The following is a 14,402-nucleotide window of genomic DNA, read 5'->3' as shown; positions in this document are numbered from 1 at the left end:
CGCACTACGACAAGCTCCGCCTGGCCGAGGCCGGCTTCCACGCCCCGCTCGACCTGGTCGACGGCGCCGCCCGCGTCTACGTGGACCGGCCCGGACGGCGGGACCGGGGTGATCAGACCAGGTCGAACCGGTCGAGGTTCATGACCTTGACCCACGCGCCGACGAAGTCGTGCACGAACTTCTCCTTCGCGTCGTCGCTCGCGTAGACCTCGGCGAGCGCCCGCAGTTCGGAGTTCGAGCCGAAGACCAGGTCGGCGCGGCTGCCGGCCCACTTGACCTCGCCCGTGGCGGCGTCGCGGCCCTCGAAGGTGTTCTGGTCCTCGCTGGTCGCCTTCCACGTCGTGCCCAGGTCGAGCAGGTTGACGAAGAAGTCGTTGGTCAGCGAGCCGGGGGTGGTGGTGAACACGCCGAGCTGCGACTGCTGGTGGTTCGCGCCCAGCACGCGCAGACCACCGACGAGGACCGTCATCTCCGGGGCGCTCAGGGTCAGCAGGTTGGCCCGGTCGAGCAGGAGGTACTCGGCCGGCAGGCGGTTGCCCTTGCCGATGTAGTTGCGGAAGCCGTCTGCGGTCGGCTCCAGCGCCGCGAACGACTCCACGTCCGTCTGCTCCTGCGAGGCGTCCACGCGGCCCGGCGTGAAGGGCACCTCGATCTGGTAGCCGGCCTCCTTGGCGGCCCGCTCGACGGCGGCGCCGCCGGCGAGCACGATCAGGTCGGCGAGCGAGATCCGCTTGCCGCCGGTCTGGGCCGAGTTGAAGGACTCCTGGATGCCCTCCAGGGTGCGCAGCACCAGGGCCAGCTGGTCGGGGTCGTTGACCTCCCAGTTGCGCTGGGGCTCCAGGCGGACCCGGGCGCCGTTGGCGCCGCCGCGCTTGTCGCTGCCGCGGAAGGACGAGGCCGACGCCCACGCGGCGGACACCAGCTGGGACACCGTGAGGCCGGAATCGAGGACCTTGGCCTTGAGGGAGGCGATGTCCTCGGCGCCGACGAGCTCGTACGTCCGCTCGGGCAGCGGGTCCTGCCACAGCAGGACCTCGGTCGGCACCTCCGGGCCGAGGTAGCGGGCGACCGGGCCCATGTCGCGGTGGGTCAGCTTGAACCAGGCCCGGGCGAAGGCGTCCGCGAACTCGTCGGGGTTCTCCAGGAAGCGCCGCGAGATCTGCTCGTAGACCGGGTCGAAGCGGAGCGCGAGGTCGGTGGTGAGCATCGTCGGGGCGTGGCGCTCGGAGGGGTCGTGGGCGTCGGGTACGGTCCCGGCTCCGGCGCCGTCCTTCGGCCGCCACTGGTTCGCTCCGGCCGGGCTCTTGAACAGCTCCCACTCGTAGCCGAAGAGGATCTCGAAGAAGCTGTTGTCCCAGGTCGTCGGGGTGTTGGTCCAGGTGACCTCGAGACCGCTGGTGATCGTGTCGCCACCCTTGCCGGTGCCGTAGGTGTTCTTCCAGCCCAGGCCCATCTCCTCCAGGCCCGCGGCCTCGGGGTCGGGGCCGACGTGGTCGGCCGGGCCGGCGCCGTGGGTCTTGCCGAAGGTGTGGCCGCCCGCGATCAGCGCGACGGTCTCCTCGTCGTTCATCGCCATCCGGCGGAACGTCTCGCGGATGTCGCGGGCCGCGGCGATCGGGTCCGGGTTGCCGTTCGGACCCTCCGGGTTGACGTAGATCAGGCCCATCTGGACCGCGCCGAGGGGGTTCTCCAGCTCCCGGTCACCGGTGTAGCGCTCGTCACCGAGCCAGGTGGTCTCGGGACCCCAGTAGACGTCCTCCTCGGGCTCCCAGACGTCCTCGCGGCCGCCGGCGAAGCCGAACGTCGTGAAGCCCATCGACTCCAGGGCGACGTTGCCCGCCAGGACCATCAGGTCGGCCCACGACAGGTTGCGGCCGTACTTCTTCTTCACCGGCCACAGCAGGCGGCGGGCCTTGTCCAGGTTGGCGTTGTCCGGCCAGCTGTTGAGCGGGGCGAACCGCTGCTGGCCGGCGCCGGCGCCGCCGCGGCCGTCGCTGATCCGGTAGGTGCCCGCGCTGTGCCAGGCCATACGGATGATGAGCGGGCCGTAGTGCCCGAAGTCGGCGGGCCACCAGTCCTGCGAGGTCGTCAGGACCTCGGCGATGTCCCGCTTCACGACGGGCAGGTCGAGGGACTGGAACGCCTTGGCGTAGTCGAAGTCCTCACCGAGGGGGTTGGCCACGGCGGGGTTCTTCGCGAGGATCTTCAGATTCAGCCGTTCCGGCCACCACTGACGGTTTCCGCCACCCTGAGTCGGGTGCGTGGCGCGCCCGTGCGCGACCGGGCAGCCGCCCTTGGCCTCCGTCTTGGCGTCGGTGACGACTGCATCGTGGTTCTCGGACATGGGAATCCTTCCGGACAGGGCGGATCACGGTGCTGAGGAACTACGGCTGGTGGCACAGTCGGGGCACAGGCCCCAGTAGATGACCTCGGCCTCGTCTATGGCGAAGCCGTGGTCGTCGGACGCGGTCAGGCAGGGTGCCTCGCCCGCCGCGCAGTCCACGTCGGCGACGGCACCGCACGACCGGCACACGACGTGGTGATGGTTGTCCCCGACACGTCCCTCGAACCGCGCCGGGCTGCCGGCCGGTTCGATACGGCGCACGAGTTTCGCCGCGGTGAGGGCGTGCAGAGCCTCGTACACGGCCTGGAGGGAGACATGGCCGACGCGCTCACGCACTCCGGACGCGATCGCCTCCACGCCGAGGTGGTCACCCGCCCGCACGGTCTCCAGAAGTGCGACGCGCGCGGCCGTCACCCGCAGGCCCGCCCCGCGCAACTCCTGGGCCGCCGTCGGACGCTCGGCTTCCGTCATGCCGCCGAACCTACCCTCATAAACACGAACGGTTCAAGAAAACGAACGGTGAACGTCTGGTGTTTTTCGCACCGTCCGGCCGGTGTTCCTCGTTCCGGCCGGGGCCCCGGCCGAAAACGCGTCGGTCCCGGGAGGGCCCGGGCGTCGGATTTCCGCCGGGCGGGCGCTGTGACGGCAGGGCACGGGACCGCCCCGCCCGGACCGACGTACACCTCTGCCGTCCTCCCTCCTCATCCCGTCACCCCCGCGTCCGGTTCCGCCGCGTACGGCGCCCCGGGCCGGTCAGCCGCCCAGCGCCGCCAGGACCACCTGCTTGGCCTCGTCCTGCACCTGGCGGAGGTGGTCGGTGCCCCGGAAGGACTCCGCGTAGATCTTGTAGACGTCCTCGGTTCCGGAGGGACGCGCGGCGAACCAGGCGTTCTCGGTGGCCACCTTGATGCCCCCGATGGGCGCGCCGTTGCCCGGCGCCTCGGTGAGCACGGCGGTGACCGGCTCCCCGGCGAGGGCGTCGGCGCGAACCTGGGCCGGGGACAGCTTGGCCAGGCGTGCCTTCTCCTCCCGGGAGGCCGGTGCGTCGATGCGGGCGTAGGCGGGCTCTCCGAAGCGCGCGGTGAGGGCCGCGTAGTGCTCGGAGGGGCTCCTGCCGGTGACGGCCGTGATCTCGGAGGCGAGCAGGGCCAGGACGATGCCGTCCTTGTCGGTCGTCCACACCGAGCCGTCCCGGCGCAGGAACGACGCCCCCGCGGACTCCTCGCCGCCGAAGCCGAGCGAGCCGTCGACCAGTCCGTCCACGAACCACTTGAAGCCCACGGGGACTTCCACGAGCCGGCGGCCGAGGTCCGCGGCGACCCGGTCGATCATTCCGGAGGACACCAGGGTCTTGCCCACGGCGGCCTCGGCGGGCCACCGCGTGCGGTGGGCGTAGAGGTAGGAGATGGCGGTGGCCAGGTAGTGGTTGGGGTTCATCAGTCCGCCGTCGGGGGTGACGATGCCGTGCCGGTCGGCGTCGGCGTCGTTGCCCGTGGCGATCCGGAAGCGGTCGCGCTGCTCGATCAGCGAGGCCATCGCGTACGGCGAGGAGCAGTCCATGCGGATCCTGCCGTCCCAGTCCAGCGTCATGAACCGCCAGGTGGGGTCGGTGAGCGGATTGACCACGGTGAGGTCGAGGCGGTGCTGTTCGGCGACGCGGCCCCAGTAGGCGACGGAGGCTCCGCCGAGCGGGTCGGCGCCGATGCGCAGGCCGGCGTCGCGGATCGCGTCGAGGTCCAGCACGCTCGGGAGGTCCGAGACGTAGGCGCCGAGGTAGTCGTGGCGGCCGGTGCCGGGGGCGGCGAGCGCCCTGGTGTAGGGGACGCGCCGTACGTCCTTCAGCCCGGCGGCGATGATCTCGTTGGCCCGGTCCTGGATCCAGGAGGTCGCCTCGGAGCCGGCCGGCCCGCCGCTCGGCGGGTTGTACTTGAAGCCGCCGTCCCCGGGCGGGTTGTGGGAGGGGGTGACGACCACGCCGTCGGCGAGGTGCGAGGTGCGGCCCCGGTTGTGGGTCAGGATGGCGTGCGAGACGGCCGGGGTGGGTGTGTAGCCGTCCGCGGCGTCGATGAGCACGGTGACGTCGTTGGCGGCGAACACCTCCAGCGCGGTCGTCCTCGCCGGTTCGGACAGGGCGTGCGTGTCCGCGCCGAGGAAGAGGGGGCCGTCGGTGCCCTGTCCGGCGCGGTACTCGCAGATGGCCTGGCTGGTCGCGGCGATGTGGTCCTCGTTGAACGCCGCCGCCAGGGACGAACCGCGGTGGCCGGAGGTGCCGAACGCCACGCGCTGGCCCGGTTCGGCCGGGTCGGGGTGCAGAGCGTAGTACGCGGTCACCAGCCGGGCGACGTCGATCAGGTCCTCGGGCCCGGCCGGCCTGCCCGCTCGTTCGTGCTGCATGGCGCACTCCTCGCGTTCGATCGTGTGTCCGCTCGCCATGTCATCTTCCCCCTCTCCGGGGCCGCGGGCGCAGCGACTCGGCAGCGCGACGGCCGACGGGGCGGGAGCGCCCTGCCGGCCGACGTCCGGGACCGGGCCTTCGCCACGTGCCCTGGGGCCGGGGCTGCCGGGCGTCGCGCGGGGCTCGTCACCCGAGGGGCATGCCGTCGGACAGCGCGCCACCGCCCAGTTGCTCGAACCGCTGCTGGACGTTGGCCGCGAAGGCCTGCGACTCGGCGCCGCCGTAGCCCTGCCCGGCGGCGCTCATCGCCACCGTCAGGACGCCCTTGAAGGGCGCGCTGGGGGAAGTACGCACCGGTGTGCACAGGAAGTTGAAGTCCTGGGGCGCCGGCGCGTCGTAGGTCCTCAGGGAGACCCGGGGCACGCTGGTCGGCCGACCGGTGCGCAGCGCGTCGTCCATCGCCCGGAACACGCCGACCTCGTCCAGGCCGGGCAGCACGCTGCGACCGAGGCTGAACTGCGGCACCATGCCGAAGGCCTGGCCCTGCTTGCCGTTGGCGTAGCGCAGCAGGTGGTCGGGGCCCTCGGTGAGCATGATGGGGAAGGGCGCGCCGTCGAACACCGCGAACAGCTCCTGCTGCTGGGCGAGCAGGCTGTCGCGCAGCTTGAACTCGGACAGCAGGGTCTCGGTGAGTTCCTGCATGCCCTGCCTGAGCTGGCGGTCCCACGTGCGTGGCTTGAAATCGGCGACGCACACGGTGCCGAGGATCACGCCGGTGTTGTCCCGCAGCGGAGTGCCCAGGTAGGAGCGCACGCCGAGGTCGTTGACCAGGGCGTTGCCCTTGAAGCGGGGGTAGTCGAAGACGTCGTCCAGGGCGAGTTGGGACTGCTGGGCGACCACGTGCGGGCAGAAGCCGTAGTCGCCGGGCGCCTCGCGGGCGAGGTTGCTCAGGTCGAACGGAATCCCGCCGCCCGCGGTGTCCACGGGGTCCTCGCCGGATCCGGGGGGCACGAACATGCCCCGGAACATCTGCCGCTCGTCGTTGATGAAGTTGACCATGGCCAGCGGGGACTGGGTGAAGGTGGCCGCGAGGCGGGCGACGCGGTCGAACGTGGCCTCCGCCTCGACCGTGTTGAGGCCGAGAATCCTCAGCCGGTGCGTCCGCTGCTCGCCGGCGGCACGCTGCTGTTCGGGTGACAGGGAATCCATGGGGTCAGATCAAAGCAGAGTTCCGGCCGCCTGTGGATCACCACTCCCGGTCATTTCCGCCCCAGCCGACTCACCGTCAACACGTGTGTCCGTTCCAGGACTTGGCGTACGGGCGGGTCACCCCGGGGCGTTCCGGCCGGCACCGGGCGGCACCGGAACATGCCCATTCGGGGATCCTGTCCAAACTTTTCGATGTTTCAACACCCAGCGATCACTTCCCGTCAATCTTCGAACGCCCGGCGAACCGAAACGATTTTGCCCCTGACAATCATGCGGTGGACTTGCTGTCGACCCTGACGCGTTCAGTCCAGCACGACATCAGGCGCTCGAATACTAGTTCGATATTGGGGAGGGTGAGGCGGGTGCACGGTCCCCGGCCCGGGCCCGAGCAGTGGGTGCGTCGAGACCGCCGGCCCCGCCTCCGAGGGCGGGCGCCACACCGTCGGCCCCGTGTCCCCGCACCGGTTTTACGCCACGACTCACACCTGCCGTGATCGCACGGCCGGGACGCGGCGGCCGCCCGCCGGCCTGAACGCGGTGCCGCCCGGTGCCCGCGCGGCCGGCCGGCCGCCGGACGGGACCGCCCCGCGACGGGACCGCCCGCGAGGCCGGTACGCCGCTCCCTTCGCCGCCGTCCTCGTTCCGGGACGGTTGCTCAGCCTCCGACAAGTGACGTATGCGTACGGCAAGTTGCGATGGGGCAAGATCAACTGCGCCAGGGCGTAGGAGTCGTGGCGACGTATGAACGGAGTTCTCTCATGAACAGGTCCGACGTGGACCCCCGGTCGGTCGCGGTGATCGGCATGGCCTGCCGGCTGCCCGGCGCCGCCACGCCCGGTCAGCTGTGGGCTCTGCTGCGGGACGGCGTGGACGCCACCAGCGAGACGCCTCCCGAACGCTACGACGTGGACGCCCTCCACTCCCCCGGCGCCGGTCCGGGTCGCATAGCCGCCCGCCGCGGCGGCTACGTGGACCGGGTGGCGGAGTTCGACGCGGAGTTCTTCGGGATGTCGCCCACCGAGGCCACCGAACTCGACCCGCAGCAGCGACTGTTGCTGATGACGGCCTGGGACGCCCTGGAGGACGCCGGACAGCGTCCCGACCGGCTGGCGGGCAGCCGCTCCGCAGTCTTCGTCGGCAACGCCCGAGCCGACCACCTGGAACTTTCCCTGCGCCGTGGCCCCGACTCGGTGACGGCCGCCCAGCTCAACAACTTCCGCTCCCTGCTGTCCGCCCGGCTGTCCCACTTCTTCGACCTCCGCGGCCCCAGCGTCGTCGTGGACACCGCCTGTTCGTCCTCGCTGGTCGCCGTGCACCAGGCCGTGCAGAGCCTGCGCGCCGGGGAGAGCCCGCTGGCCCTGGCCGCCGGGGTGAACCTCGCGCTGCGTCCGGACGAGGGCCTGGTCCTCACTCATGCCGGAGCGATGGCCGGTGACGGGCGCACCAAGTTCGGCGACGCGGGCGCGGACGGCTACTCCCCGAGCGACGCGGTGGCCGTGGTCGTCCTCAAGCGCCTGACCGACGCGCTGGCCGACGGCGACCGCGTCCGCGCGGTCATCCGGGGCAGCGCGATCGGCAACGACGGCGGCACCAGCGACTCGGTGCTCAACCCCTCGCTCCAGGGCCAGCTCGACGTGCTGCGCTGGGCGTACGAGGACGCCGGCGTGGACCCGGCCGACGTCGACTACGTCGAGGCGCACGGCTCCGGTTCGCCGGCCCTCGACCCGCTGGAGCTGAGCGCGCTGGGCGAGGTGCTCGGCGCGGGACGGCCCGCCCACCGGCCGCTGCTGGTCGGCTCGGTCAAGACCAACGTCGGACACGCGGAGGCCGCCGGCGGCATGGCGGGGCTCATCAAGGCAGTGCTGTGCCTGGAGCACGGCCAGATACCGGCCAGCCTGCACCTGGACACCCCGCACCCGGGCGTCGCCTGGAACAGCCTGCCGCTGGAGGTGCCGGCCAAGCTGCGGGACCTGCCCGACCCGGGCCGGCCCGCCGTCGTCGGCGTCGGCGGGCAGGGCTCCTCGGCGCTCAACGCCCACGTGGTGCTCGCCCAGGCCGACGCCCCGGCCGCGGCGCCCGCCGGCGGGACGGACACCACGCCGTACGTCCTGGCCCTCTCGGCGCACAGCCCCGCCGCCCTCGAGGCACTGGCCGCGGCCTACGCCGCCTATCTGCGTCCGGGCGGCGAGGGAGCGTCGTACGCGCTGCGCGACATCTGCTACAGCGCGGCCACCCGGCGGCAGCACCACGCGCACCGCGTCGCGGTGGTCGGCCGCACCCACGAGGAACTGGCGGACGCGCTCACCGGGACCCCGGCGCTGGGCGGGCGTCCGCTGTCGGCCGTCGCCGACCGCTACCGCGCGGGCGAGGAGCCGGACTGGGAGGCGGTGTTCGGCACGCCGGGCCGCTACGTCCCGCTGCCCGCCTACCCCTGGCAACTGCGCCGGTACTGGCCCGGCGAGGAGCACGGCGACGGGCACGGCGAGGCCGGCGACCTGGCCGCCTGGGTGCTGCGCGAGCACGCCCGCAGCGGTTTCGACGACGGATCCTCCCTCAGCGACATAGGCATCGACTCGCTGGCGAAGCTACGGATCGTCGTGGAACTGGCCAAGCGGTGCCGGCAGGAGGTCGACCCCGAGGAGTTCGGCCGGCTGCGCACCGTCGGCGAGCTGCGGCAGTGGACCCGGGCGCTGGAGGCGGCGGCCCGGTGAACGCCCCCGAGACCCTCTACGAGTGGTTCGCCCGCACGGCCGCCGCGCACCCCGGGGAGCCGGCCCTGGAGGTCGACGGGTCCCGGCTGACCTACGGGGAACTGCGCGAGCACGCCGAGCGGACGGCCGCGGACCTCGTCGCGGCGGCCGGCGGCGTCCCGCCGCGCCGGGTCGGGCTGCTCGCCACCCGCTCGGTGACCGCCTACGCCGGTTACCTCGCCATCCTGCGGGCCGGTGCGACCGTCGTCCCCCTGAACCCGGAGCACCCCACCGCGCGAACGGCAGGCGTCGTGGAGGCGGCCGCCCTCGACCTCGTCCTGGCCGAGGCCGCCGACGCCGCCGCGGGTCTCGGCGTCCCCGTCCACGTGTCCGATCCGGCCGCCCGGCACGCGGACGCCCCGGACGCCGGCGCGGGCGGCCCGGGGCCGGACGGCGCGGACGGCGTGACGTCGCGGCAGGTGGAGCCCGACGATGTCGCGTACATCATCTTCACCTCCGGCTCGACCGGGGCGCCCAAGGGGGTGCCGGTGCGGCACCGGAACATCTGCGCCTATCTGGAGCAGGTCGCCGGACGGTACGGCATCGGCCCGGGCAGCCGGCTGTCCCAGGCCTTCGAGCTGACCTTCGACGGCTCCGTGCACGACCTCTTCGTCGCCTGGGCGGGCGGCGGCACCCTTGTGGTGCCCCGGCGCAGCCAGTTGCTGTCCCCGGTCAGGACCGTCAACGATCTGCGGCTGACGCACTGGTTCTCGGTGCCGTCACTGATCGGCTTCGCCTCCCGCCTGGGCACCCTCGCCCCCGGCAGCATGCCGACGCTGCGCTGGAGCGTCTTCGGCGGCGAGCCGCTCACGATCCAGGCGGCCCGCGAGTGGCGCACCGCGGCTCCGGGCAGCCGCCTCGAAGTCCTCTACGGCCCCACCGAAGTGACCATCTCCTGCACCGCCTACCGGTTCCCCGAGGACGTCGCCGACTGGCCGCACACCCCCAACGGCACCGCGCCGATCGGTACCGGCCACCCGGCCGTGGACCTCGTGCTGCTGGGCGAGGACGGCCGACCGGGTGACACCGGCGAGCTGTGCGTGCGGGGCCCGCTGCGCTTCGCCGGATACCTGGACCCCGCGCACAACGCGGGCCGCTTCCTCACCGAGGACCTGCGGCCGGCCGGCGACGGGCCGCCCGAGCGGCGGCACTGGTACCGGACGGGAGACCGGGTCACGGTCCACCACGGCCGGCTCGTCCACCTCGGACGGACCGACCATCAGGTCAAGATCCGCGGTCACCGGATCGAACTGGGCGAGATCGAGGCCGCGTTGCGCGGGCAGCCGGGGGTGCGGGACGCGATCGTCGTCACCGTGCCGGCCACCGACGGCGAACCGGAGCTGCGGGCCGCGGTGAGCGGGCCGGGCTGCGTGCCCGACCGGCTGTACACGGCCCTCAGCGACCGGTTGCCGCCGTACATGATGCCCAGCCGGATCACCGTCCTGGACCGGCTGCCCCTCAACCCCAACGGCAAGATCGACCGCCGGGCCGTGCTCACCGAACTCGGGTGAGCCCGCCGAGTTCTTCCTGACCTCCGCGTCCCCGACCCCTCGCCCACCCACGTCCGTTGTGAGGCATCCGCATGTACGACGCCATCGTGGTGGGAGCGCGCTGCGCCGGCGCGCCCACCGCCCTGCTGCTGGCCCGGGCGGGACACCGGGTGCTCCTGCTCGACAAGGCGGCGTACGGCTCCGACACCCTGTCCACCCACCTGATCCACCAGCCCGGCGTCGCCGCGCTCGCCCGCTGGGACCTGCTGGAGCGGGTGCGCGCCTCGGGCTGCCCGCCCATCGAGCGCGCGGTCTACGAGGTCGCCGACGTCCACATCGAGGGCTGCGCCCGGGGTGTGGAGGGGCAGCGGGCGGGGTTCGCGCCGCGGCGGCACGTGCTGGACGCGCTGCTGGTGGACGCGGCCGTCGAGGCGGGGGCCGAGTTCCGCGACCACTGCCGGGTGACCGGGCTGCTGCGCGACGGATCCGGCCGGGTCGTCGGCGTCGAGGGCAGGCACGGCACCCGCGCGTTCACCGAGCGCGCTCACCTGGTGATCGGCGCGGACGGGATGCGCTCCGCGGTCGCCCGGCTGGCGGAGGCGCCGTACACGGTCCAGGACCCCCGGCTGACCTGCGCCTACTACACCTACTGGAAGGACGTCCCGGCCGATCTGGAGCTGTACGAGCGGCCCGGCGGCTGGGTGGCCACGGTGCCCACGCACGACGCGGCGACCCTCGTCCTGGCCTACTTCCCCCAGCCCCGCTTCGAGGAGGTCCGTACCGACGCGCGACGCGCCTACCGGGAGCAGATACGCGCCACCGCGCCGGCCCTGCACGACCGGCTGGCCGGCGCCACCCCGGTGGAGCGGCTGCACGGCACCGGCGACCAGCAGAACTTCTTCCGGCGGCCGACCGGGCCCGGCTGGGTCCTGGTGGGCGACGCCGCCCACCACAAGGACTCCATCACGGCACGGGGGATCACCGACGCCTTCCATCAGGCCGAGGCGCTGGCGGCGGCGGTGAGCGGCACGCTGGGCGGCGATCCCGCCCGACTGGACGCCGCGCTGAGCCGGTTCGCCGAGGACTGCGGGGCCTCCCTCGCACCGGGCTACGAGGCCACGCTCGGTGTCGCCCGGCTGGACCCGCACGAGCAGCGGCTCTCCCTGCTGCGGGCCGTACAGTCGGACCCGGAACTCACCGCGATCTACCTCGACATGGTGGCCGGCATCGCCTCCGCCTCCGACCTGTACACCCCGCGACTGCTCACGCTGTTGTGAGGAGCGCCAACTATATGGAGATACAGGCCAGTTGTCGCGGACCGCATATGACGCTGCGCGATGATCCTGATACCGTGCAGCTCGCGCCGACCTCGATCACGGTGAGCCACCGGGCCGCAGCGCGGGGATCGTCGAACGTCGAGCGCACCTGCCCGCACCGCTGTACCGCTGCTGTACGAGGAATCAGATGCCAGGCACTCGCGACCGGCGGACACGTCACCGCGCCGCTTCTTCCCGATCACTGCGATCCTCGTTCGTCCTCCCCTTCGTCATTCCCGCGGTCTGTCTCAGCGGCCTGTGGGGGTACACGGCGGCCGGGCTCGTGGACGACCAGGTCCAGTCGCACACCGAGGCCGACCGTGTCACGTCCCTCGCCCGGCCCGCGCAGGAACTGCTGTCGCGGCTCCAGGACGAGCGCCGGCTGACCGCCGTGTGGCAGACGGCCCGTACCGGCGCCGCCCGGGCCGACCTGGACGCGGCCCGCAAGAAGACCGACACCGCCCTCAGCGAGTACCACCGGCAGGTGGACGGCGCGGACACGGCGACGTTGCGGCGCCGGGCCGGGGCGTTCGACTCCGCGCTGGCGTCGCTGGCGCAGCGCCGGTCCGCGGTCGACGCGCGCAGGCTGTCGCCGGATGCCGCCTTCGCGTACTTCACCGACGCCGCCGCCCAGGGGCTCGCCCTGCTCACCGCGGCGGTCCGCAGCGACGACGGGACACTGGAGCGCGCGGGCACCGCGACGGTGGCCCTGGCGCAGATCACCGAGATGCTGGCGCGCGAGGACGCACTGGTCTCCGCGGCCCTGCCCGCCCGCCGCATCCCGGAGGCCGGCCGGGTCCGCTTCGGCGAGTACCTGGGCTTCCAGCGGGCCGCACGGACGCGGCTGATCGCCGAGGACCTGCCCGGCGACGCGTCCGCGGCGTACGCGCGGATCACCTCCGGCACGCGGTGGGCCACGGTCGGCTCGGTGGAGGATGCCGTCTCCGGCGGCCGGGGCACCGCTCTGCCGCAGCGCGCCTCCGACTGGCCGGCCGCCGCGGGCAGCGTCGTGGGTGACACCCAGACCCTGGAGGCCACCGCCTTGGAGGCCTGGGCCGGCGAGGCTTCGGACCGGGCCGACGACTTGTTGCTCGCCACCCTGCTGGGAACGGCGGCCACGCTGGCGGCGCTGGCCGGCGCCGCGGTGCTGGCGCTGCGCACGCGCCGCTCGGCGGTGGCCCGCCTCGCCGAGTCCGACCGCCTCGCCGAGCAGCTGTCCGCACTCCGGTCGAGCGCCGAGCACCTGGCGGCGCACCGACTCCCCGAGGTGCTGGGCCGGATAGAACGGGGCGAGCGGATCGATCCGGCCGTGCTCACCCCCCGGCGGTCGCAGGAGGCCGACGAGATCGGGCGGTTGTACTCGGCCGTCGACCAACTGGCATACATCGCCGCTCAGTCGACGCTGCGCCAGTCCCGGGGCCGGGAGGGCTCGGACAAGGTCGTGGGGCAGCTCATCCGGCGCGCCCAGGTGCTGATCCACCGCCTGATCGCGCTGCTGGACGACCTCGAACGCAAGCACGAGGACTCGGACCTGCTCAAGGACATCTTCCGCGTCGACCATCTGGCCACCCGGGTGCGGCGGCACGCGGAGAACCTGATGATCCTCAGCGGTGCGCCGCCGAGCCGCCGTACGACGCAGCCCGTCGCGCTCACCGATGTGATGCGCAGCGCGGTGGCGGAGACCGAGCAGTACACCAGGGTCAGGGTGAAGAACACGCCGGCGGACCGGCGGGTGGCGCTGGCCGGCCGCGCCGTCGCCGACGTCACGCATCTGCTGGCCGAACTCATCGAGAACGGCACCAGCTTCTCCCCGCCGGACACCCAGGTGACGGTCAGCACCACCCGGGTCGCCAAGGGCCTGGCCGTCCATGTGGAGGACCAGGGCCTCGGCATGCCCGCGGACCTGCTGGAGCGGGCCAACCGGCTGCTCGCCGAGCCGCCCAGGGTCGACATGACCGTGTTCGGCGACGACCCCCGCCTGGGGCACTTCGTGGTGGCGCGGCTCGCCGAGCGGCACGGCATCAAGGTGGTGCTGCGCGAGTCGGACTACGGCGGCACGCTCGCCCTGGTGGTGATCCCCGTCCAGCTGCTGGAGGAGACCTCCTCGCCCGTCGTCGACCAGCTCCAGTCGGCGGCGGTCGCCGCCGGCCGGGCCGTGGAGAGCGGACCGGAGCCCCAGCTGACAGGTGCCGGGCAGCGCCCGGCCGCCGCCGGCCACGACGCCCTGACGGGAGTGGGTGCCCGTGCGACCGGCGCCGAGAGCGCCATCGTCCACACGGCGCTCCCGGACCACAACGGTTTCCCCGAGTACGGAGGTGCAGGTCTGTTGCCCCCCGCGTCGGAACACCCCGCGACCTCGGTCCCGGAGCCGGCCTCGCCCATCCGGCCGGCCCCGCCGACTCGACCCACCCACCCGGCACCACCGGCCCAGCCGGCACCAGCGCCGTCGGCCCGACGCGCCGAGCAGGCCGGAGCGGGCGCGCAGCCCTTCCGGCGGACGGCGGCGCCGTCCGTGCAGTCCGCCGCACAGTCGCCCGCTCGGCCGCCCGCACACGCACCCGCGCGACAGACCCCGGACTCGTCCGCAGAACCCGGCGCGCCGGACACCCCCCGTTCGCTCACGACGCCCTCGGTCCTGCCGCAACGGGTCAGGGGGGCGAGTCTGGCCCAGCAGTTGCGCAGTCAGGCCGCACAGGCCGAGGACGAGCCCGGTGGTACGAGCGACGACGACGTCATCTCCCCGCACGCGTCGGCCCGTGCGATGAGCGCCATCCACCAGGGACTCAAACGGGCCTGGAGCTCCGAGAACGCCCAGGACGCCGAGGACGACGACACGGCGCACGGCGCGTACGAGCAACCCAGCGACGCGGCAGGCCCCACTGCCCCTGAACTGTGAGG

8 protein-coding genes are annotated in these 14,402 nt (G+C 73.1%); 4 read left to right on the top strand and 4 right to left on the bottom strand.

The window, feature by feature from the left end:
* Positions 1–112: 112 nt before the first annotated feature.
* The 4 genes from katG to ACWDUZ_RS24080 all read right to left on the bottom strand — a co-directional run bounded on the left by katG (position 113) and on the right by ACWDUZ_RS24080 (position 5,948).
* On the bottom strand, positions 113–2,344 hold the full coding sequence (gene katG, locus ACWDUZ_RS24095; RefSeq protein WP_451633858.1) for a catalase/peroxidase HPI: 2,232 nt from the start codon (positions 2,342–2,344) through the stop codon (positions 113–115).
* Between the two features lie 24 nt (positions 2,345–2,368).
* A complete protein-coding gene (locus tag ACWDUZ_RS24090) occupies positions 2,369–2,815 on the bottom strand; it encodes a Fur family transcriptional regulator (protein WP_451633857.1) in 447 nt (148 codons plus the stop codon).
* 282 nt (positions 2,816–3,097) lie between these two features.
* Positions 3,098–4,738, bottom strand: a complete 1,641-nt coding sequence (gene pgm / locus ACWDUZ_RS24085; RefSeq protein WP_451633856.1) for a phosphoglucomutase (alpha-D-glucose-1,6-bisphosphate-dependent) — start codon at positions 4,736–4,738, stop codon at positions 3,098–3,100.
* Positions 4,739–4,925: 187 nt separating this feature from the next.
* On the bottom strand, positions 4,926–5,948 hold the full coding sequence (locus ACWDUZ_RS24080; RefSeq protein ID WP_451633855.1) for a GAF domain-containing protein: 1,023 nt from the start codon (positions 5,946–5,948) through the stop codon (positions 4,926–4,928).
* Between the two features lie 758 nt (positions 5,949–6,706).
* On the opposite strand from ACWDUZ_RS24080, the gene ACWDUZ_RS24075 reads away from it, so the two are divergent.
* The 4 genes from ACWDUZ_RS24075 (at position 6,707) to ACWDUZ_RS24060 (ending at position 14,400) form a co-directional block, all read left to right on the top strand.
* Entirely contained in the window at positions 6,707–8,659 is a 1,953-nt protein-coding gene (locus tag ACWDUZ_RS24075; protein WP_451633854.1) for a beta-ketoacyl synthase N-terminal-like domain-containing protein, read from the top strand.
* Positions 8,656–10,209, top strand: coding sequence for an amino acid adenylation domain-containing protein (locus ACWDUZ_RS24070; protein ID WP_451633853.1), 1,554 nt, complete (start codon positions 8,656–8,658; stop codon positions 10,207–10,209). Before ACWDUZ_RS24075 ends, ACWDUZ_RS24070 begins: the two co-directional genes overlap by 4 nt.
* A gap of 71 nt (positions 10,210–10,280) precedes the next feature.
* Entirely contained in the window at positions 10,281–11,465 is a 1,185-nt protein-coding gene (locus tag ACWDUZ_RS24065) for an NAD(P)/FAD-dependent oxidoreductase (RefSeq protein ID WP_451633852.1), read from the top strand.
* A 322-nt stretch (positions 11,466–11,787) separates the two neighbouring features.
* Positions 11,788–14,400, top strand: coding sequence for a nitrate- and nitrite sensing domain-containing protein (locus tag ACWDUZ_RS24060; protein ID WP_451633851.1), 2,613 nt, complete (start codon positions 11,788–11,790; stop codon positions 14,398–14,400).
* The last annotated feature ends 2 nt before the right edge of the window (positions 14,401–14,402 follow it).

The sequence above is a fragment of the Streptomyces sp. NPDC003393 genome (genome assembly GCF_053589015.1).
This window is presented reverse-complemented; position numbering and strand designations above follow the sequence as displayed.

Bases quoted from the DNA above. Each gene is read 5' to 3' on its own strand.
- katG (WP_451633858.1), bottom strand. From the start codon at position 2,344: ATGTCCGAGAACCACGATGCAGTCGTCACCGACGCCAAGACGGAGGCC.
- ACWDUZ_RS24090 (WP_451633857.1), bottom strand. From the start codon at position 2,815: ATGACGGAAGCCGAGCGTCCGACGGCGGCCCAGGAGTTGCGCGGGGCG.
- pgm (WP_451633856.1), bottom strand. From the start codon at position 4,738: ATGCAGCACGAACGAGCGGGCAGGCCGGCCGGGCCCGAGGACCTGATC.
- ACWDUZ_RS24080 (WP_451633855.1), bottom strand. From the start codon at position 5,948: ATGGATTCCCTGTCACCCGAACAGCAGCGTGCCGCCGGCGAGCAGCGG.
- ACWDUZ_RS24075 (WP_451633854.1), top strand. From the start codon at position 6,707: ATGAACAGGTCCGACGTGGACCCCCGGTCGGTCGCGGTGATCGGCATG.
- ACWDUZ_RS24065 (WP_451633852.1), top strand. From the start codon at position 10,281: ATGTACGACGCCATCGTGGTGGGAGCGCGCTGCGCCGGCGCGCCCACC.